General features: G+C 74.6%; 18 protein-coding genes and 2 pseudogenes. 8 read left to right on the plus strand and 12 right to left on the minus strand.

All coding sequences use genetic code 11. The annotated features are described in order from the left end of the window. Window positions 1–940 precede the first annotated feature (940 nt). The 9 genes and pseudogenes from IPL61_39045 to IPL61_39085 form a co-directional block, all read right to left on the minus strand. Window positions 941–1,694 (minus strand): annotated as a pseudogene (locus IPL61_39045) (class II aldolase/adducin family protein). Window positions 1,695–1,902: 208 nt separating this feature from the next. Further along, a complete protein-coding gene (locus tag IPL61_39050) occupies window positions 1,903–2,115 on the minus strand; it encodes a hypothetical protein (GenBank protein ID MBK9037182.1) in 213 nt (70 codons plus the stop codon). A 1,070-nt stretch (window positions 2,116–3,185) separates the two neighbouring features. Continuing rightward, the gene (locus IPL61_39055; GenBank protein ID MBK9037183.1) at window positions 3,186–3,422 is read right to left on the minus strand and encodes a hypothetical protein; all 237 of its coding nucleotides are present in this window, start codon (window positions 3,420–3,422) and stop codon (window positions 3,186–3,188) included. A gap of 96 nt (window positions 3,423–3,518) precedes the next feature. After that, window positions 3,519–4,109 (minus strand): hypothetical protein, encoded by a 591-nt coding sequence (locus IPL61_39060; protein MBK9037184.1) that lies wholly within the window; start codon window positions 4,107–4,109, stop codon window positions 3,519–3,521. Beyond that, window positions 4,106–4,741 (minus strand): hypothetical protein, encoded by a 636-nt coding sequence (locus IPL61_39065; GenBank protein MBK9037185.1) that lies wholly within the window; start codon window positions 4,739–4,741, stop codon window positions 4,106–4,108. The genes IPL61_39060 and IPL61_39065 overlap by 4 nt, the downstream gene beginning before the upstream one ends. 162 nt (window positions 4,742–4,903) lie before the next feature. Next, on the minus strand, window positions 4,904–5,434 hold the full coding sequence (locus IPL61_39070; protein MBK9037186.1) for a hypothetical protein: 531 nt from the start codon (window positions 5,432–5,434) through the stop codon (window positions 4,904–4,906). Between the two features lie 507 nt (window positions 5,435–5,941). Beyond that, a complete protein-coding gene (locus IPL61_39075) occupies window positions 5,942–6,652 on the minus strand; it encodes a sel1 repeat family protein (GenBank protein MBK9037187.1) in 711 nt (236 codons plus the stop codon). Between the two features lie 121 nt (window positions 6,653–6,773). Then, window positions 6,774–7,292 (minus strand): DNRLRE domain-containing protein, encoded by a 519-nt coding sequence (locus tag IPL61_39080; protein MBK9037188.1) that lies wholly within the window; start codon window positions 7,290–7,292, stop codon window positions 6,774–6,776. A gap of 63 nt (window positions 7,293–7,355) precedes the next feature. Further along, window positions 7,356–8,405, minus strand: coding sequence for an InlB B-repeat-containing protein (locus IPL61_39085; GenBank protein ID MBK9037189.1), 1,050 nt, complete (start codon window positions 8,403–8,405; stop codon window positions 7,356–7,358). Window positions 8,406–8,830: 425 nt separating this feature from the next. On the opposite strand from IPL61_39085, the gene IPL61_39090 reads away from it, so the two are divergent. After that, on the plus strand, window positions 8,831–9,277 hold the full coding sequence (locus IPL61_39090) for a GreA/GreB family elongation factor (protein ID MBK9037190.1): 447 nt from the start codon (window positions 8,831–8,833) through the stop codon (window positions 9,275–9,277). Between the two features lie 117 nt (window positions 9,278–9,394). Beyond that, window positions 9,395–10,471: pseudogene (locus IPL61_39095) on the plus strand (HEAT repeat domain-containing protein). 455 nt (window positions 10,472–10,926) lie between these two features. On the opposite strand, the gene IPL61_39100 reads toward IPL61_39095, so the two are convergent. Next, window positions 10,927–11,322: a hypothetical protein gene (locus tag IPL61_39100; GenBank protein ID MBK9037191.1), complete on the minus strand. Its 396-nt coding sequence runs from the start codon at window positions 11,320–11,322 to the stop codon at window positions 10,927–10,929. 68 nt (window positions 11,323–11,390) lie between these two features. Between IPL61_39100 and IPL61_39105 the strand changes: the two genes are divergently transcribed. The 3 genes from IPL61_39105 (at window position 11,391) to IPL61_39115 (ending at window position 14,263) form a co-directional block, all read left to right on the plus strand. Further along, window positions 11,391–12,101 (plus strand): HEAT repeat domain-containing protein, encoded by a 711-nt coding sequence (locus tag IPL61_39105; GenBank protein ID MBK9037192.1) that lies wholly within the window; start codon window positions 11,391–11,393, stop codon window positions 12,099–12,101. 315 nt (window positions 12,102–12,416) lie between these two features. After that, window positions 12,417–13,910, plus strand: coding sequence for a PAS domain S-box protein (locus IPL61_39110; protein ID MBK9037193.1), 1,494 nt, complete (start codon window positions 12,417–12,419; stop codon window positions 13,908–13,910). After that, window positions 13,907–14,263, plus strand: a complete 357-nt coding sequence (locus IPL61_39115) for a response regulator (protein MBK9037194.1) — start codon at window positions 13,907–13,909, stop codon at window positions 14,261–14,263. The genes IPL61_39110 and IPL61_39115 overlap by 4 nt, the downstream gene beginning before the upstream one ends. A 16-nt stretch (window positions 14,264–14,279) precedes the next feature. Here IPL61_39115 and IPL61_39120 read toward each other — a convergent pair whose 3' ends face one another. After that, a complete protein-coding gene (locus tag IPL61_39120) occupies window positions 14,280–14,594 on the minus strand; it encodes a hypothetical protein (protein MBK9037195.1) in 315 nt (104 codons plus the stop codon). 869 nt (window positions 14,595–15,463) lie between these two features. Between IPL61_39120 and IPL61_39125 the strand changes: the two genes are divergently transcribed. Beyond that, window positions 15,464–15,907, plus strand: coding sequence for a hypothetical protein (locus IPL61_39125; GenBank protein MBK9037196.1), 444 nt, complete (start codon window positions 15,464–15,466; stop codon window positions 15,905–15,907). Between the two features lie 230 nt (window positions 15,908–16,137). Next, window positions 16,138–17,022, plus strand: a complete 885-nt coding sequence (locus tag IPL61_39130) for an alpha/beta hydrolase (protein ID MBK9037197.1) — start codon at window positions 16,138–16,140, stop codon at window positions 17,020–17,022. Between the two features lie 941 nt (window positions 17,023–17,963). Here the strand turns inward: IPL61_39130 and IPL61_39135 are convergent. Further along, window positions 17,964–18,131 carry a hypothetical protein gene (locus tag IPL61_39135; protein ID MBK9037198.1) on the minus strand — a complete coding sequence of 56 codons (168 nt, stop codon included), beginning with the start codon at window positions 18,129–18,131 and terminating at the stop codon, window positions 17,964–17,966. Window positions 18,132–18,641: 510 nt separating this feature from the next. Between IPL61_39135 and IPL61_39140 the strand changes: the two genes are divergently transcribed. Then, the gene (locus tag IPL61_39140) at window positions 18,642–19,649 is read left to right on the plus strand and encodes a hypothetical protein (protein ID MBK9037199.1); all 1,008 of its coding nucleotides are present in this window, start codon (window positions 18,642–18,644) and stop codon (window positions 19,647–19,649) included. Window positions 19,650–20,133 lie beyond the last annotated feature (484 nt).

The raw sequence follows: 20,133 nt of genomic DNA on the forward strand, positions 1-20,133 counted from the left end.
GTCGGCGCGCTGTGCGCTGGGTTCAGCACCTGGGCGTACCTCGCGTGGTACCGCGACGTCGGGTCGCTCGACGAGTTCGGCCTGGAGGGCGACGGCTGGTTCCCGGGCGCAACACACCGCCGCACGGCAGCGCCGGCAAGCTCGGCCACGCCTGAAGCCCCGACGATGGTGCTGCCGCGCGAGCTGTGGCGATGCCGCGCCCCGGCGAAAACTACACACCGCGTCGCCGCGGCGATCGCCGGCGGCGCGCTGTCATTAGAACCTGTTCCTGGCGGTCGGGGTTGGGGCCCGGCTTCCTGCTCCGCTTCTCCCCCGGCGACCTGGCGATGAGCAGCACCGCCAACCGCACTTCTGCAGCGTTGCTTCGCCATCACGGTGCAAGCCGTGGATCGCTAGCTCGACTTCCGCGTCTGCGCCGCCCTGGCCCGCGCGAGGGGTACCTGGGGTTTAGCCCGGCGCGTACCCCGGCTCGAAGAGGGCAGCAGCCTGAACATCGCCGAAGGACTACTCGAAGGGCCCGTGCTACCTCCAGGCTGCCACACCTCGGCGCGTTACCGCTGCCGCGCCGCGACGCGCCCGCGTGGCTGGCCCGAGCGGGCTCGCCTGCGTCGACGTCAGCGTCGGCTTCGAGACCCGGAGGCTGGGGGCCCGACGCACCGTGCCCGAGACAGTCGCGAAGCGCAGCTGGTGGGTGTTCCTGGGCCCTCACCGTCGACCTGCAGCGCGTGCTCGCCCGCGCACACCCCCCTCGCCCAACCTGCCGCGGGCGCCTGGTACGACGCGCCCAGTCGGCATAACCTGTTCGATTAACGGCGCCGCCGTTCTCGATCCTGCCCGTCGTCAGGCCGGCCCGCGCCGCGTCGGGACCGCACCCGAGCGATGGGGCGCGCGGCCGAGTCACCTTGGCCGAGACCGCGCCGGGCACCGGCGATCCGCCGGGCTACAGGTGGTAGTCGAGCTTGCGCTCAGGATGCGGAACAGGCCTCCACGACAGCCCGGCGCCGAGACCGCGCATGACCGCCGCCTGCTGGGCGGCAGCGCCCGGCGATGATCCGCGGATCGACCGGACCAGCTCGCCGCCGCCTGCGCGCGCACCTGGATCGATTCGCGGGCCGCCCCTCGAACACGTACATGCGGAGAACGCGGCCACCGACTCGCCGACGGTAAGCAGGCCGTGGTTACACGGCATCAGGAAACCGTCAGGTTCGCCGGGTCGCGGACCCGGCGCGGCTACTCGTCGTCCCGCGAGCGCCGCGCCTCACTAGTCGTGGTAGCCGAGCGACGCCAGCACGAAGATCGACTGCTGCGACAGCGGCAGCACGCCGCCGCGCTGCGCCGACACCGCGACGCCGTTGAGGCTGTGCGTGTGCAGCACGCACTGCGCGTCCTCGCGCGCGGCGGCGGATCGCGCTGTGGATCGCGAAGCCCGGCCGGGTTGATCTGTTGGGGCTCAGCAGGACCGGGCGCCGGTAAGTCGATCACACCGGGCGCGGCTGCGCGGTGATCTCCTCGAACAACATCCCGTACGGGTTGTTGAGGAAGTGGTGGTCCGGAGACCGGCACGCGACGCCGGATGGTGAACCCGAGGTCGTCCCAGCCGAAGCGCGCCACCAGCCGGTAGCGGGGGCCAAGTCGACCCGGGCCTGCCACTCGTCGCTGCTGACCTGATCGCGGACCGAGTCAGAGCTGCTCATGATCCGGGTGTCGCAGCTTCCGCATCATCCGCAAAGGCGGTCGTCCACGGCAGCGGGATCAGGTCGTCGATGGCCAGCCGCAGGTGCCCGGGTGGCTGCGGTGCTGGGCCACGTCACCGCGCCGCCGCACGCCCATCGACGCCCGGTGCCCGAAGCGCCGGGTCGCGGTCACCGAACACCTCGATGCAGCCCTCCTCCGAGATCGACGTCAGTACTCGTCGATCAGGGCGTGCGCGTACAGGAACCGCGGGCCCGCGGTCCTTGTCGGGGACGCGCCCGCGACCTCGATCACCAGCAGCGTCCGATGACGACCACCATCCCAGTGCGGGGTCGCCGTGGTCACCGCCAGGTCCGGCCGCGGCGCCGAGAACTCGCCCAGCGGCAGCGGCGTCTGGACCAGCACCCGACCGGTGCCCGCCACCTGGGTCCGCAGCCGCGCCTCGCCGCCTGGACCACGACCTGATCGTGCCAGGGTCGACCGTCCCGACCTCGACCAGCGCGCCGTGGATCAGCTCGATCTCCTCGTCGTCGAACGCCCCGCCCTTGGCCAGGTGCTCGTACTCCGCGCCGCAGCAGCCGGATCCGCACCGCGCCCTCGCCCGTCGCCCCATCGATGATCTGCAGCGCGGCCTCCCGCGCCGCCCAGCCGGACGCCACCACCACCGCCACTGCAGCCCGCGTGCCCACCCGCAACCCCCGCGACCGCCCGTCGCCCCGTGCCCGGATCATGTCCGGATCCCGGACAATCGTCCGGCCGGCCGGACGCCACCGTCGGACACCGGACAGCGCCGACGATGGCGAGCGCCGCTTCCACGCGCGCTCGAGCGCCCGCGCCGGGGCTCCTGATCGCAGCGGCACCGCCCCAGCCGCCTCGCGGTCGCTCCAGGCAGTGACCACCTCGACCACGTCGACGGCCACCATCCGGCGCTCCTCACCCAGCTCACCGTCGACCAGGGTCGTGGCGATCTCCTCGGCCGCGCCGGCAGGCAGGCGCGGCTCCGCCGGCGGCAGGAACAGCACGTCGTGCAGGCCGTCGTCGTGGCGATAGACCATGAACTCCCACGCGCTGGCGTCGACCTGCACCTGCACCCCGGCGATCGTCACGCCCATGGCGGCGACGTTCCAGGGCTTCGGCAGCTTGGCCGGTACAGCGTCAGCCCGGGATCGTCAGCGCCCGCGCGATGATCGCCCGCGTGGCCACCAGCGCCGGGAACGCGCCGCGCGGCGTCAGCGCAAAGTGGCGCCGTCGCCCAGCGGGCCCAGCTCGAAGTCGAACGGCCCGAGCGCGTCGACCCGCCGCCCGAGCTCGGCGATGAGCGCCATGTCCGGCGCGGCGCCGTGGGGACGGCGGCAGCTCCGCCACGACCCACTGCCAGAACTGGTCGACGGCGCTGGCGGGGCCTGGCCTCACGCCTCCATCGTACCAGCGCAGTCGCGCGCCGTCAGTTCTTGCTCGCCTTGCCGTCCTTGAACTTCCAGCTCTGGCCGTCCTCAAGCGTCTTGGTCGGGAACGTGACCGTGCGCCGACGATGTCGCGACTTGCTCGTCGAGTGGAACGTGTAGGTGGCGGTCGTCGAGGCGCGGACCTCGACCGACTTGCTGCTGCCGCTGCACTTGAGGCTCGATCGTGTGGGTCTTCGAGTCGTTGTTGTAGACGCGGATCGAACCGGCGGCGGCGGTGCCAGCGGTGAGCGCGACGACGGCGGCGGCCAGGAGCAGGGGCTTCATCGGGGTCCTCTCTCGAGCGGGTGACGAGCGACGGTTCGCCCCAGCGTCGCACGCCGCCCGACGCCCGGCACCTCACACGCCTCTCACCCGCCGCGATCAGGGCCGGGTGGCGCGCCAGGCGCGGGTGACGCCGTCGCGCTCGACCGTCCCGACCAGCGCGTCGCCGTCGACCGCCCCGGCGTAGCGGGCCGCCCCGGCGCGGAACTCGAACCGCGCCCCGCGGACGCGGCCGTCGGCGATCTCGACCGGGGTCGCGCCGTCATCGACCGTGCCGGTCAGCACCTGGTACGTCTGGGTCAGGGCCAGCGTGCCGGTGGTGGCCCGCCACGTGCCCTCGATCCGGGCCGGGACGATCCACAGGCGGGCCGACCGCCAGCCGTCGGTGGCGACCGACGCGATCTCGTCCGCGGCCCACTCGGCCATCGCCCAGGCGTTCGAGACGATCCGGGTCCCCGGCGTCAGCGCGAGCAGGCGCGGCCGCAGGGTGCGGTTGACCGCGGGCCCCAGGAACAACGTGATCACTGTCGCGCGCGACAGATCGGCCTCGAACAGATCGGCCTGCGCGAACTCGGCCAGGTGCGCGACGCCAGCGGCGATGGCGTTGCGGCGTGCGGTCGCGATCAGCTCCGGGTTCGACTCGACGCCGAGGCCGCGCGCCACGCGCTGCGCGGCGGCGATGACGATCACGCCGTCGCCGGCGCCAGATCGATCAGCTCGTCGGCGGCCGTGACCTGGGCCAGGTCGAGCATCGCGGCGACCACCGCCGGCGACGTCGGCAGCCAGATCGCCACGCCGCCATGGCGGCCCATGCGGCTGGCGAACGCCGCGGTCGCGCCGTGCGCACCGAGCAGCGTCGTCGTGTCGGCCAGGTGGCGGTGCTGGGTGTAGGTGGCGGTGACGCGGGCGGCCCGGCTGGCGCCGATGCCGGGGATCGTGAGCAGCCGCGCCGGCTCGGCCTCGATCACCCGCAGCGCGTCGGCCCCGAGCTGTGCGACGATCCGGCGCGCCAGGTCGCGGCCGATCCCAGGGAAGAAGCCCGAGCCCAGGAAGCGCTCGATCTCCTCGGCGCTGTCGGGCGCGCGCAGCGCGTAGTCGGTGACCCGCAGCGTGCGTTCGGCCTGATCGGCCCAGGCGCCACGCAGGCGCAGCGGCGTGCCGATCGCCACGTCGCCCAGCTCACCGACGGCGGTGATCGTCGTGCGGGCGTCGAGCGCGATCAGCGCGGCCGTGACGCCGAGCGCGGCGACGCGCTCGAGCACGCGCGCCAGCAACCCGTCGAGCTCGATCTCGATCGACGCCGGCGATGGCTCGTCGGGCACGCGCCGATGGTAGCAGGGCCGCGGCGCATCGCGGCGGCGGCGCGCCGGGCTCGCTCGACGCCGACACCGCGGCGGACGCCGGGGCGCCGCACGCGCAGCGGTTCGTTGGCGCCGGCCTCTGCCCAGGCCCGCGCGCGCGCGCGTACCCCGGCGCCAGGTCCGCTACGGCGCGCGCTCGAGCAGCGGCGCGCAGGTCGACACGCCGGCGCCGACGATCCGCATCGGCAGATCGGTGGCCACCTCCTCCTGCGCGCCGGTCTTCATGTGGACCGCGTGCACGCTCGAGGTGCCGTCGGCGGTGGTGAAGACGTAGAACACGCCGCCCCAGTGCGCGAAGGCGTACGACGACACGTGGGCCTCGCCGCCGGTGAGCGTCCACCGCTGACCCGCGGGCTGGCCGGTCGTGGGGTCGAGCTCCTGGATGACGCCGCGCCCGGGCGCCGGGAAGTACGCGAACAGGCGCCCGTCGCCGGTGCCGGTGAGCTCGGGGTGGTAGCCGTCGGCCGTGAACGTCGCGATCGGCCGCCACGTCGGCGGGGCCGTGGTCGGGTCGAGCGTGGCCAGGGTCTTGGTGCGCGTGTCGTCGAGGCCGGCCGCGACGAACAGCCGCTCGGTCGTGGCCTTCGGGCCGTCGGTGACGAAGCCCATGCCGAACGTCCGCGGCGCCCGCAGCGCGCCCCGGTCGCCGCGCACCGGCCGTCGATGATCGAGGCGCGGTGGACCTGGCCGTTCTGGTAGCCGAGCCACGCGACGCCGACGCGATCGACCGCCATCGAGTTCACCGAGCGCGACGGATCGCACGCCAGCGCCGCGACCTTGTGGAACGGATCGTCGGGGAGCTTGCGCGGATCGAACGAGTACAGGTTCGCGTCGTCGTCGACGACGTAGACCAGCTCGACGTCCTGGAGCGCGCAGGTGTCGACGCACGCGCCGTCGCTGCACGCGCCCCGGCAGGTCTCGAGCGTGGCGCCGGGCGTGCCGTCGGCCTGGCACTGCACGACGTCGTCGCCGACGCACGCGCGCGCGCCGGGCTGACAGCGCGGCGCGACCGCCGCGGGCGCCCCCGTCGGGTCGCGCCGCTCGGGTGGCGGGGCCGACGCCGACTCGCGGCCCTTGCACGAGCCGACCAGGGACAGGACCGCGAGCACGAGCGCACGTCGCATCGCCCGACGATGCCACGCCCGGCCCGCGGCGGGGCGGTCAGGCCGCGAGGTCGCGTCGCCACGTGGCCGCGAGCTCGCTCCCGCGCGCCGCCGCGCGCGCGAGCCACCGGGACCCGATCTGCCAGCTCCGCGCGACGAAGACGCCGTCGAGGTGGACGTACGCGAGCAGCAGCATCGCCTCCTCGCGGCCGGCCGGCGCGTCGAGCTCCGACGCCGCCGCGGTCTCCAGCCAGGCGACGCCCCGTGCGACGTCGCGCCGCGCGCCGAGCCCGAACAGCCGCAGCTTCCCGAGCTCCAGCGGCGCCGAGGCGTCGCCCAGGCCGAGCGCCACCTCGAACCACCTCCGCGCCTGGACGTAGCGCCCGGCGTGCTTGTACGAGAGCCCGACGTTGAGGGCGCAGCCGGCATCGCCCAGCCGCGCGCCGCGGGCCCACATCCGCCGGGCCGCCGCCGGATCGCGCCGGACGCCACGCCCGGCGTCCAGGTGAAACGCGAGCGCCGCGATGCACGACGGGTCGCGTAGCGCCGCGCCCTGGCGATAGAGCGCCACCGCCCGCCGGAGGCCTCGTCCGCCGCGGGCCGCGAGCGCCTGCCCGCGCCGCCATAGCGCGTCGCCGTCGGGCGCGCCGCGTCCGTCACCGCGTCCGTCATGTCTGCTGCGCTTCGCCATGCGCCGACCATATCGTGCGGACCGCGGCGTGGCGTGGACGACCCAGGCTGCCCCTGGGACGCCGGTGGACGCGCGCATGAGACACGCCCACGTCCGAGCCCGTGAAGTACGCGCCGCGCAGCCCGACGCCGGCGCCCGCGTCACGGTCCGTGGGGCTCCACCGCTGGCGCGCCGAGACGCACGCGCCGCGCGCCCGGCGTCAGTTGCAGTACGTGATCCGCAGGTACGGCCGGTTGGTGCCCACGTCCGAGCCCGTGAAGTACGCGTACGTGTACGCGGTGTTGGTGTTGTCGAGGCCGAACGTGAGCGAGTTGTCGACGAGGTCGGCGGTCCAGCTCCGGCTGCTGATCGTGATCGGGAACGCGTTGTACACGTTCACCGTCGGGGCGACCGGGTTGCCGACCTGGGCGGTCGTGCGCGGCAGGGCCGCCTGGGTGACCGTGGCGCGCGTCCAGTTGTTCCCGCTCGAGTACTGGACCCGCACGGTCGGCGTGGCCGAGACCGTGGTCGCGTACGCGTTGACGGTCATCGCCGAGATCGTGGCCGTGTCCGGGATGCTCGTCATGTCGAAGTGGAGCCAGCCGGTGATGTCGCACGGCGAGCCGCCGCCGCAGTCGCCGGTGGGGTTGTTGTACGCGCGGGTGTTGTTGTCGCGGTAGACCGAGCCGGCGGCCTGGGGGTACTGGATCGAGACCGACTGCGTGGCGTACAGGTTCACGGTCTGCGTCGTGCACCCGGCGCTGAACGTGGCCGTGACGCCGGTCAGGGGCGGCGATCGGGATCACGCAGGTGCCCGTGCCGGTGCACCCGCCCGACCAGCCCGTGAAGGTGTGGCCGGTCGTGGGGTCGCGGTCAGCGTGACCGAGGTGCCGTAGTTGAACGACGCGGCGCAGGTCCCGCCGCAGCTGATGCCCGACGGGCTCGACGTCACGGTCCCGGTCCCGGTGCCGGCCTTGGTGACCGTCAGCGTGTAGGGGACGAGCGTGAACGTCGCCGTCACGCTGCGCGCCTGGGTCATCGTCACGAGGCACGCGCCGGTGCCGGTGCAGGCGCCGCTCCAGCCGGCGAAGGACGACCCGGTGGCCGCGGTGGCGCTCAGCGCGACGGCGGTGCCCGAGGTGTACGAGCGGCTGCAGGTGGAGCCGCAGTTGATGCCGGCCGGGCTCGACGTCACGGTCCCGGTCCCGTTGCCGGCCCTCGTGACCGTCAGCGTGTACGTGTTGAGCGTGAAGGTCGCGGTGACCATCGTGGCGGCGTTGACCGTGACGCTGCAGGCCCCGGTCCCGGTGCACGCGCCGCTCCAGCCGGCGAAGGTCGAGTCGGACGCGGCCGTCGCCGTCAGGGCGACGACGGTGCCCGGGGCGTACGCCTCGCTGCAGTCGCTGCCGCAGTTGATGCCGGCCGGCGACGAGGTCACCGTGCCGGTGCCGGTGCCCGCGGTGGTGACGACGAGGGAGTTGTTGGAGGCGAACGACGCCTGCACGGTCAGGTCGGACGTCAGGGTCACCGAGCAGGTGCCGGTCCCGGTGCACCCGCCGCCGGTCCAGCCCAGGAACGTGACCCCGGCGCCCGGCGACGCGGTCAGCACCACGGTCGTGCCGTCGGCGTAGGCCTCGGTGCAGTCGGTGCCGCAGTCGATGCCGGCCGGGGCCGAGGTGACGGTGCCCATGCCCCCGCCCGCGGTCGTCACGGTCAGCGTCCGCTGGATCGGCACGAACGTGGCGGTGACGGTCGTGTCCGCCGTCAGCGTCACGACGCACGGCGCGGTGCCGGTGCAGCCGCCGCCCGACCAGCCCGAGAACGTCGAGCTCGCGTCGGCCGTGGCGATCACGGTCACCATCGTCCCCGCGGGCTGGGCCAGCGTGCAGGCGGTGCCGCAGTCGATGCCCGCCGGGCTCGACGACGGTCCCGGTGCCGCTGCCGGCGAGCGCGACGGTCAGCGTGACGTCGACCGGCGGTGCGTCGATGGGATCACCCGTCGTCGCGTCGGGGCTCGAGGCGACCGAGCCGCAGGCAGCCAGCGCGAGCGCGGCGGCCAGGCCCAGGGTGAGGGAAAGCGAGGACGCATAGGGGAACCGCATGGCCGCATCCTACCCGGCGGCCCGGCCGGTTCGATACGATTCTTCGCACGATCGTTTGTGCGCAAACTAACCCCCGGGGCCGACGCCTGGCCGCCTCGGCCCCGCGCGGCCATCGACGGCGGCGCAGGCTGCGCGATGGCAGGTCTCGGGCCACGTCCCGGGGTAGGCTGGGCGGGTGAGCAAGGCCTTCACCAAGGAGTCCGAGGACCTCCCCGAGCCGCCGGTGCGGCGCCGCGGGGTGCCGGTGCCGGAGTTCAACCTGGTCACCCCCGACGGGCTCGCCGCGGCGCGCGCCGAGCTCGAGGAGCTGACCCGGCGGGGCGGCGACCCCGATCGGCTCCGCGCGCTGACCGATCACCTCGCGACGGCGCAGGCGGTGGAGCCCGGGGACCTCGACGAGGTCGGGCTCGGCGCGACGGTCACCGTCGAGGACGACGACGGCCAGCGCCGGCAGTACCGGATCGTCGGCGCGATCGAGGCCGATCCGAAGCGCGGCTGGCTCGGCGCGGAGTCACCGCTCGCGCAGGCGCTGTGGGGCGCGCGGATCGGCGATCAGGTCGCGCTGCCGCGCGGGGACGTCGAGGTCGTCGCGATCAGCTACGCGCGTCCGCCGCGGGCGTGAGGTCGAGCCGGTCGCGGCCATCCCGGGCGCTGGGGCGATGACCGTGCGCCGCTCGTCGCCGGGGGGCACCAGCGCATCGGTCTGGACCGGTCGCCGCCGGTCCAGCCGCGCGCCGTCATGCCGCTCGTTGCCAGACGTCGGCCCGCCGCGTGGTCTAGAGTCGCCCGACGCATGGCGAACCTGGATCCGGCCGCGGCGAAGGACGAGCACCCGCTCACCTATGACGAGCAGCTCGGGCGCAAGGACGCGCTCGACGCCCACGCGCTGGTGCTCGGGCTGCGCGACGGGCGCGCGGTGGTCCGCGCCAACGCGGCGCTCGGCCTGGCGGCGCTCGGTCACACCGGCGCCGATCTGGTGCCGTTCCTGCGCGACAGCCACCCGGTCGCCGCGCGCGCGGCGGCCGAGGCGATCGGCCACCTCGGCGCGGCGCAGCGCGCCCACCTGGTCGCGATCGCGGCGGCGCTCGACGGCGCGCGGCCCGAGGTCGTCGAGCTGATCGTCACGATGCTCGCCACGCTGGTCGGCCACGCCGACGCCGAGCTGCTCGCGGTGCTCGACACCACCGACGCGATCGCGGCCCGCGCGGTGATCGAGGCGTGCGCGCGGGTCGGCGTGCGCGGCCTGCAGCTGCTGCAACGCGCGGCCAGCGACGAGCGCGCGCGCGTGCGGTTCAACGCGGTCCGCGGCGTCGGCCAGCTCGCCGACCTCGAGCCGGTCACCTCGATCGAGGTCATGCGCGCGGTCGCGTACGCGGACGAGGTGTCCGACGTCCGGGCCGCGGCGCTGGCGGCGATCGCCGGGTACGTCGCGCGCACGCGCGGCGAGGCGGCGGCGCGGCGCAAGGCCGGCCAGCCGGTGCCGCCCGCGGTCCCCGAGCTGACGACCCGCGCGCTCACGCCCGACGAGCTGCGCAAGGCCGCGGCGCTCGCGCCGCTCGACGAGCTCCTGCGCGCGCTGACCGACGCGCGCGTCGAGATCCGCCTCAACGCGGTGCACGTGCTCGCGCTCCAGGGCCCCGCCGCCGCCGCCGCCGCGTCGCCGCTGGCGGTCGCGGCCCGCGACGTCGATCCGACGGTGCGCGCCGAGAGCGCGCGGGCGATCGGCGCGCTCGGCGACGCCGGCGTGCTCGCGGCGCCGGCCCTGGTCCGGGCGCTCGGCGACGACGCCGCCGCGGTGATCGCCGCGGCCGAGGCCGTGCTCGAGGACCACGGCGCCGCCGCCACCGCGGCGCTCCTCGACGGCCTGAGCGTCGCGCGCGAGCCCCACGGCGCCCGGGTCGCGGCGCTGCTCGGCGCGCTCCCGGACGGTCCCGCGCTGCTCCGCGACGCGCTCGCCAGCACCTCCGTCGACGTCCGGGTCAACGCCGCGCTCGGCCTCGGCGCGCTCGGCCCCGCCCGCGCCGGCGGCGCCGTGCCGGCGCTGTTCGCGGCGACCCGCGGCGGCAACGCCCGAGTGCGCGTCGCGATCGAGCGGGCGGTCGCGCAGCTCGCGCCCCGGCCCGATCGGTCGCCGCCGCCGCTGGCGATCGACGGCTTCGACGCGCGCGTGCTCACCGAGGCCGAGCTGGCCAAGCACCAGGCCGCGCTCGCCGCCGTCGGGGTCGCCGGGCTGGTGCCGCGGCTCGGCGACGCGCACGTCGCGGTCCGCGCCTACACCGCGCTGGCGTTCGGCGTCCTCGACGACGCGCCGGGCGGCTCGACGCGCTCGCGATCTGTCTGCGCGACGACGCCGCCGAGGTCCGCCTGGGCGCGGCGCTGGCGCTGGCCCGGCTCGGCGACGCCGCGATCGCCGCCTGCGCCGACGGCCTGGTCCAGGCGCTCGGCCGCGCCGACGCGCCGCTGGCCGCGCAGCTCGTCACGATGCTGCGGGCCTCGACCCAGCCGGCGATCGCCGACGCGCTGGCCCGCGCGCTCGACACCCCCGACGATCATCCGGCGCGCCAGCTGCTCGAGGCTGATCGGCGCGCGCGCCGACGCCGCCGACGTGCTCGGCGCCGCCTTCGCCAGCCCCGGCGCCCAGGCCCACGCCGCCCGCGGCCTCGTCACGCTCGGCGCGGCGCACCTCGGCGGCGGCCGCGCCGTGCTCGAGCGCGCGCACCGACAGCTCGGCCCGGGTGCGCGAGCTGGCGCGCACGACGCTCCTGGCGATCGACGGCGTCCCGGCCGCGCCGCCGGTGCCCGCGGTCCCCGGCTTCGAGACCGAGGTCCTCGCGCACAAGGCGTTCGCGAAGCTCCACGTCGAGGCGTCGGCGCTGCTGGCGTTCATCACCGACGGCCGCCCCGCGCTGCGCGCCAACGCCGCGACCGGGCTCGGCGCGCTCGGCGCCGCCGCCGCGCCGCACGCGCTCACCGTCGCCGCGCTGCTCCGCGACGACGACGAGCAGGTCCGCGTCGCCGCCGCCCGCGCGCTCGATCAGCTCGGCGACGCCGCCGTCGTCGAGGCCGCCGCGCACCTGGTCGGCGCGCTCGGCGGCAGCCCGGCCGTCGCCGAGGCCTGCCACGCCGCCCTCGCCGCGCGCGCCGCGCGGGTCCAGGCCGCCCTGCTCGCCGGCCTCGAGACCTCCGACGAGACCCACGGCGTGCGGGTCGCCGAGCTGATCTGCGGCCTGCCCGACGCCCGCGCGCTGCTGTTCGCCGCGTTCGACGGCCCGGCGCAGAACGTGCAGATCAACGCCGCCTTCGGCATCGCCACGCTCGGCGCCAAGGTCGCCGGGCCCGACGGCCGCCGGCGCCTGCTCGACGGCCTGCTCGGCCCGCCGACGCGCCGCCGCCACGCCATGGTCAAGGCGCTGCGGCTGCTCGGCCCCGAGCCCGCCGGCCGCTGACCGCGCCGCGCGAGCGTCGTCCGGCGCTCGGCCCGTTCGACCGTCAACCGTCCGCTGATGGCTCTGCGGACGCGAGGGTGGCGTACCGCTCGGGCTCGGGGCGCGGCCGAGTCCCGGCCCCGCCGTTCGGCGCGTCAGCGCGCGCCTGAGGATCGACGCCCCAGGAGCGCTGCCGGACGCGCCGCCGAGGCGAGCGAAGGCGGCGCCCGCCTGCCCGCCGTGGCCGTGAGGCGAGGGGCGGTTGCGCCGCGGTCGCCCGGCTGATCGACCGACGCCCCTGCCGCTGGGCGCCGAGTTGCCATGTACGATAGGAGCGTGAGCGCGACGCTCCCTGTCGAGACGCTGCGCCGGTTGTTTGCGGACTTCGTCAGCCACGTGCCGATCGCGGCGGCGGCGTTCGATCGCGACATGCGCTACCTGGCGCACAGCGAGCGATGGCTGGCCACCCACGGCGACACCTCGGGTCGCGAGATCCTCGGCCTCACCCACTACCAGGTGTTCCCGGAGATCCGCGACGAGTGGCGCGAGATCCACCGGCGCGGCCTCGCCGGCGAGGCGCAGCGCCGCGACCAGGACTACTTCGACCGCGCCGACGGCGGCCGCGAGTGGCTCCGCTGGCTGGTCACGCCGTGGCGCGACGTCGACGGCGCCGTCGGCGGCCTGCTGATCTACACCGAGAACATCACCGAGCAGGTCGAGACGCGCCGGCGGCTGGGGCAGCGCGAGAGCACGATCCGCGACTTCTTCGCGCAGTCGCCGCTGGGCCTGAACCTGTGCCGCATGGACGGCCTGTGGCTCGAGTCCAACCCGGCGTTCCTGCGGATCATCGGGTACACGCCAGCCGAGGCCGACGGCGGCCTGACGTACTGGCAGCTCACGCCGCGCAAGTACGACGCCGACGAGGCGGCGCAGCTCGAGCAGCTGCGCACGACCCGGCGCTACGGGCCGTACGAGAAGGAGTTCATCCGCAAGGACGGGACCACCATCCCGGTGCGCCTGCACGGGTTCCTGATCGAGCGCGAGGCCGAGACGCTGATCTGGTCCTTGATCGAGGACATGACCGAGCAGCGCGCGCTCGAGCAGAAGGTCGAGGAGGAGCGGCTCAACGCGATCCAGGCGTCCAAGCTGGCGCTCCTCGGCGAGATGGCGGCGGGCATCGCCCACGAGATCAACAACCCGCTCGGCATCATCGAGCTGTTCGCGTACTCGCTCCAGGGCGCGATCGCGAGCGGCGACACCGCCGGCGCGCAGGAGGCGATCGACGGCATCCGCGCGGCGGCGAGCCGGGCCGGGCAGATCGTGAGCGGGCTCAGCCGCTTCAGCCGGGAGAGCCGGGGCGAGCCACGCGGCGCCGTCGAGCTCGCCGCGGTCGTGGGCGACGCGGTCGGCCTGTGCCGCGCGCGCATCGCCGGCGCCACCGTCGCGCTGACGGTCGAGGTGGCGACGACCGCGCGCGTCCTCGGGCACCCGATCGAGCTCAGCCAGGTGCTGGTGAACCTGCTCACCAACGCCCTCGACGTCGCGCAGGCGGCCGATCCGGGGTGGATCCGGCTCACGGCCGTCGACGTCAACGACGGGTCGCGGGGCGAGGTCACGGTCGCGGTCGAGGACTCCGGCCCGCCGCTGCCCGCCGACGCGCGCGACCGGATCTTCCGGCCGTTCTTCACCACCAAGAAGGTCGGCGAGGGCACCGGCCTGGGGCTCAGCATCAGCCGCAGCATCGTCGAGCGCCACGGCGGCACGCTCGACCTCGATCCCACGGCGGCCTGCACCCGGTTCGTGCTGCGGTTGCCGGTGGTGGCACGATGAGCGCGCCGGTCGTCTACATCGACGACGAGCCGCTGCTGTGTCGCGCCATCGAGGCGATCCTAGGGCGCGCGGGGATCGCGGTGGTGACGTTCACCGATCCGCTCGCGGGCCTGGCCTACGTCCAGGCCAACGCGGTGGCGGTGGTCTTGTGCGACTACCGGATGCCGCACCTGGACGCGCTCGGGCTGCTGCAGCGCCTCGAGCGCGACCTGCCGTTCTACGTGGTGTCGGGCGAGCTCGACATGACCAGCTGGACCGCCAGCGAGCCGCGGATCACCGGCGTGGTGCCCAAGCCGTTCCCGGCCGAGCGCATCCTGGAGATCGCCCGGGCCCACCTGCCGGTCGGGGCCTGACCCGTCACGGGCCGCGTCACCGACCAGCGCGACGCCACGCCGCGCGGTGCGGGGGCGACCGCCGCGACCTGCAGCGCCAGATCGAAGACCAGGTCGCTCGAGCTGGCGCCGCCTGGTGGACCTCGACCGCGAGGACGTTGGGGCCGGCCACCAGCAGGCCCTTGCCCGCGGTCCAGTCGAGGGTCACGTCGTTGTTGCCGGTCTCGGACCCGGGCGCCAGCGTCGCGGCGGTGATCGGTCCCGCCGGCATCGACGCCCGGCCGAGCTCGACGCCGTTGAGGTACGCGACGAAGCCGTCGTCGTAGATCGCCTCGCCGATGAGCGCGGTCACCGCCGCCGGATCGGCGGCCGGCGACGTGCGGCGGCGGGGTGCGGCGGCGCGGCCGGCGACGTGCGGCGGCGGCGGGGAGACGGTGGCGGCGCCGGCCCGGCCGGCGAGCGGCGGCGCGGTGTGGCGGCGCGGTGCGGCGGCGCGGTGCGGCGGTGCGGTGCGGCGGCGGCGCGACGTCGGTGCCCAAGGCGAGGTGCGGCGAGAGATCGCGGACCGTCACGACCGGGCGGGACCGCGTCGGCCTCCGCTGCGTCGACGACCGGCGCGCGCTCGTCGTCGGCCACGGCCCGCGGCCCGTGGCACCCAGCTCGATCGGTCCGGATGGGCAATTGCGCCCGGGCGCGATCCGCGCTTTCAATCGATGATGCGGCTCGCGACCCTCACCCTCGCCCTCGCCGTCACCAGCGCCTCGGCCCACGCCGACGTCGCGAAGCTCGGCGCCGCTGAGCTCAAGGAGATCGCCAGCTCGAGCTGTCCCTACTGGTCGCCGACCGGACCATCCGTGATCTGCCTCGAGGCGTCCGAGACCGTGCCCGGCGTCGTGGTGACCGCGGTGGTCGCCAAGGCGAGCGCGCGGAAGGCGATCAAGCTGATCGACGTCGCCAACAACAACCTGCGGACGTTGCCGCGCGGGCTGACCGCGTTGAACCGCGAGCTCCGCAAGGGCTACGTGCCGGCGACCGCGGTGTTCTCGACGGGCTCGGACCCCGCCCGGGTGACGATCGAGGGGGACCTCACGGTCGGGGTCGACGGCGGCGCCGTCACGTTGCGCCGCGGCGCGCAGGAGCTCGAGCGCCTGGCGCCGACGATCGCCGACGGCCACACCCCTGGTCGCCGAGGTGACCAGCCTCGGCGGCCATCACCTCGCGGTGATCGCGAGCTCGGCGTACGACGAGAACGAGCGCGGCCCCGCGGTCATCGCGATCTGGAAGCTCCCCACCGGGTACGGCTGTCCGGAGCGGATCCAGTGCGCGCCGCACCACGCGCAGGTGCGCGCGCTGCTCGACGAGGTCTGCCGCGACGCGTTCGACGCCGGGCGCTACCAGCACGTCGCCACCGCGGTGAACGACGGCGAGCTCGTCGCCGACGACCTCCGCTACCTGTTCAACGCCTACGGCGCGTTCCACGGCTACGAGTTCAAGAAGCTCCGCTACCTCAACGACTTCTTCTACGACGCCGACGCCGCCGCCTGGCTCCCCCAGCCCTGCCTCGCGAAGATCCGCTCGCTCGCCAACGAGCGCGCGCTGTCGGCCGCGCAGGCCAGCATGCAGGTCCAGCTCCGCCAGCTCTGGAAGCAGGCCAGCGCCGACTGACCGAAAGGGGACGGTGTCAACGTTGACAACGTTTCGGCCGCGGCCGCCCGGCGAGGCTGCTGGCAGCGCGGGACACCGGCACTTGCCGTAGCGCCGGCGCCGCCGGATCAGCGATGATCTCCGGGTCGTCGCATGTCGACTCGACGCCGGCGCCCAGCCCACAGGGGCGCGCGAAGGTTGTCAACGTCGACACCGTCCCTCCCGTCCCGCGCGCGTGCGATGATCGGCGCGTGACCGCGCACGTCGGCTGGCGCCCGCTGGATGTCCCCGATCCCACGCAGGGCGCCGTCATCCCGGTGCACCTGCTCTACCCGAGCGACGCCCCGTCGAGCCCCGTCGCGTTCGGGCCGTACGCGCTCGACCTGGCGCGCGACGCCGCGGTCGTCGGCGCGCGGCTCCCGGTCGTGGCGGTCTCCCACGGCCAGACCAGCACGCCGTGGAGCCACCGCGGGCTGGCCACGCACCTCGCGCGCGCCGGCTGCGCGGTCGTGCTGATCGAGCACCCGGGCGACTCGCGCCGCGACCCCGGCCTCGCCGGCACCGCCGCCAACCTGGCCAACCGCCCCCGCCACGTGCGCTTGGCGCTCGACGCCGCGTTCGCCGACGCGGCGCTCGGGCCGGCGCTCGCGCTCGGGCGCGTCGCGGTGATCGGCCACTCGATCGGCGGCTACACGGCGCTGGCCTGCGCCGGCGGGCGCGCGCTCGCGCTGCCCAACCAGACCGCCGACGGCGTCGCGCGTCCGGTGGCGATCGTCCCCGATCCGCGGGTGGTCGCGGTGGCGCTGCTGGCGCCGGCGCTGCCGTGGCTGATGGCGCCCGACGCGCTGGCCGACGTCCGCGCGAAGATCTACGCCCGCGCCGGCGCGCTCGACGAGCTGGCGCCGCCCTACGTCATCGAGCGGATCTTGCGCGGGCTGCCACCGGCGACGCCGCTCAACTACCGGGTGATCCCCGGCTGCGGCCACTTCGGCTTCCAGTCGCCGTTCCCGCCGGCGCTGGCGCAGCCGGGCTTCGCGCCCGCGCACGATCCGCCCGGCTTCGACCGCGCGGCGTACCAGGCCCGGCTCGCCGACGAGCTGACCGCGTTCCTGCGCGCGGCCCTCACAACGGACTGACGCCCATCGCGTCGATCACTGATCACTGCTGGGCCCACCGCTGGGTCGTGTCGAGCCGGCCCGAGCATCGCCGGCAGGCGCTTGACCAGCCGGACGACGATCTCGAACGACGAGCCACCGGCGCCGATGATCAGGCCGGCGCGCAGCACCGTCAGCTGCGGCCGCCGCGCGCCCAGCGCCTGCTCGACCTCGAGCCGGCTGGCCAGGTGCGGCGACAGCCCCTCGACGTCGGTCGGCATGATGCCGCCCAGGTAGATGATCCGCCGGACCCCGGCCCGCTCGGCCGCGCGCGCGAAGTTGTCGGCGCAGATCAGGTCGAGGTCCTGGAACCGACCCTGGACCAGCCGCGCCGACGGCAGCATCGAATGGACCAGGTAGATGGCGGTGTCGACGCCGACCAGCGCCGCCTCCGCGTCCTTGAGCGAGAACAGGTCGCACGCGCGGGTCTCCGCGTAGCCCGCCAGCGGCGCGCCGCCCCGCGATAGCCCGACCAGCCGCACGCGGTCCCCGAGGCCGCGCCCGACCGCGCGCCCCACGAAGCCCGACGCGCCGGCCACCGCCACCCGCGCACGCTCGTCGCGCTCCATGGTGCTGAGACGCCAGCGGCGGTCAGACGATACACGCGGCCGTCGGTTGCCGCGGATCGACCGCGGGGCCGGCAGGTCGCGCCTGCTGGTGCGATCGATGGGAGGGGGACGGTGTCAACTTTGACAACGTTCCGCCGTCCGTCCGGGCCGGCAGGTCGCGCCCGCGGGGAACAGGGGACGGTGTCAACTTTGACAACGTTTCGCCGTCCGTCCGTGAACTGGCGTGCCGTTCCCGGTCAGGTTGTCGCGACCTAGCACCGCCGGTCGCGACCACCGCCCTACCACGAGCCCTCTCTTGGTACCTCGAACAGCTGCAGCCAGTCCCGGCGCTGCTCGAGCGGAGCACGACATCGTCTAGATGGCGAACACCCGCACGTCTTGTCCGTCGTCCGCATCGACCATCTCGAACATGTAGACCGCACCCTCGCGATCGAGCGTCCAGCCGCTGAGCGGGCCATCGTAGTATCCGGTCGCGCAGACCCTCACAAAGGGCGTCCCATGGCGATCAGGTACGATCGACATGGCGACCGCTCGCCTCAGACCTGGCTCGGGGGCCTGCGCGGTCGTCGCAGGCGGTGCAGTTCGCTCGACTCGGCGACTTCGGCCCGCTCGTCGACGCCTGGACGCGCTGGATCGAGGAGCCCCGTCGGATCAGGCGGCGCTTCCCACGCGCGGGTCGCGGCCGCCCAACGACGCGCCGGGCGGTGCGGGTGCGCGCACCAACCCGGTCGACGGCGCGCATCGCCCGGCAGAGGCCCCTGGGCGATCGCGGCGCGCGTCGCCGTCGGGGCGGTCAGCCCCCGGGCGCGCGCGTCGCGCCCCCGAGTCACCAGTTCAACGGCGTGACCCCATCGGCGGGGTCGTACACGTTCCCGAAGTACCAAATTGGCCCCGTCGAGATCGGCCACCAGGCGCCCGAGCTCTCGCTCGATCTTCGGGAAGCCGACGCGCACGGGAGGGTCAGCACGCGCAGCTTGCGATCGCTGCCATCGAGCCCGCCAGCGGCGGCCGGACGATACACGCGGCCGCCAGGTGCCGCAGATCGACCGCCGGGGCGTGGGCCGGCCGTGCCGCCGGGATCCTGCGCTCGCCCGTTGCGCAGGCCGCCCGCGAGCTTCTCCTGGTCGCCGCGGCGACCAGCCCCGGGTCGGCCCCAAACGCCCCTCGATCAGGCGGCTCGCGACGCTCCCCTATGCGCTTCGAAGCGAGCGGCGTAGCGGATCACGGCGCTGCGAACCAGGCGCATGCGCGTCGAGATCGGGTACCGTGAGCGCGATGAAGCTCGTGCAGTCGCGCCGCCTCGTCGTCGGGGGATCGGCCTGGGACGTCGAGTGCGTGATCACCGTGCGTCTGGGGCCGGCCACCGCTGGCTACCCGCCCAAGCCGATCTCCGATGTGCAGGTGCTCCTCGAGACGAGCGCGCTGGGTCCGACCTTCGCGCTCGCGCTCGAGCGCGCCAGACGCCTGACCGAGGCGACCTCGACGGACGCGCGCTCCAGGCGGTGGTCCTCGAGCACGCCGACCTCCACTACGATCGCGACACCGGGCAGGAGCGCCACGGGCGCTCACCTGCGTGCGGTGTTGCCCGCGCCGCAGCCGCCGCCGTTCGACCCCGACGATCACGAGCTGGCCACGGCGCTGCGCCTCGCGAGCCACCGGCTCCAGGCGCCGATCCGCATCGACGACGTCACCACCACCGCGCGCTACTACCTGCTGCCGATCTCGCACATCGGGACGCTCGGGGGCTTCATCGATCGCCGCGACAGCAGCATGCACGAAGCGGGCCCCGGACTCCCGTGGGCGCAGTCGCTCTGGGGCTACGAGCGCGGGCTGCTGCACGACCCTCCCTGGGACCTGGTCATCGAGCGGGTCGATGATGACCGAGCCACGGCGGCCGTCACACGGTTCGCCGACGTCGACGCCGGCGAGCTCCGCGATCTGCCGCGGGTGCTGCCTCGGGCCGCGACCTGGCGCGCGATCGGACCGCTGCACGATGCCGGCGACGCGCTCACTTGGGCCGTACGCGCGCCGCAGGCCTGAGCCTGCGCGGGGACCGCTGGCTCGCGCCCGAACAACCTTTGGTCCCCGAGTCCCCGCCCGTCGGCTCGCCTCAGTCGGCTGCGACGCCGGGGCGGGCGGTACATGTTCAGCTTCGTGCCGAGGTTCCGCTCGGCTGTCCGCGCCGCGCCCCGCAGTGAGGCTGCAATTCGGGAGACTCAATAGGTGCCAAGGTTGACACCGTTGTTCCTGGGCTCACCGCAGGCGTGCCCCATCGTCGGCGCGTACTTCTTTTCGTCCGGTCGCGTACAGTGACGTAAGCTCCTTCTCAAACTCAAGGTCAAGTACGAGCGACGGTTCGTTCACATCTTCGAGGCGGATCTCGACGTGGCGGCCCGGCTCAATCACGATGCAGTCCCCTCAGGCTCCAGGCCGATCGAGAGGCGCTCATTCGTCTTGTTGTATAGGCACAACACAAAGGTCCTGGGTTGACTCATCGAGTCCATCTCATTCAATCAGGTCAGCG

It is taken from the genome of Myxococcales bacterium (assembly GCA_016717005.1).
Lineage (GTDB): Bacteria > Myxococcota_A > Polyangia > Haliangiales > Haliangiaceae > UBA2376.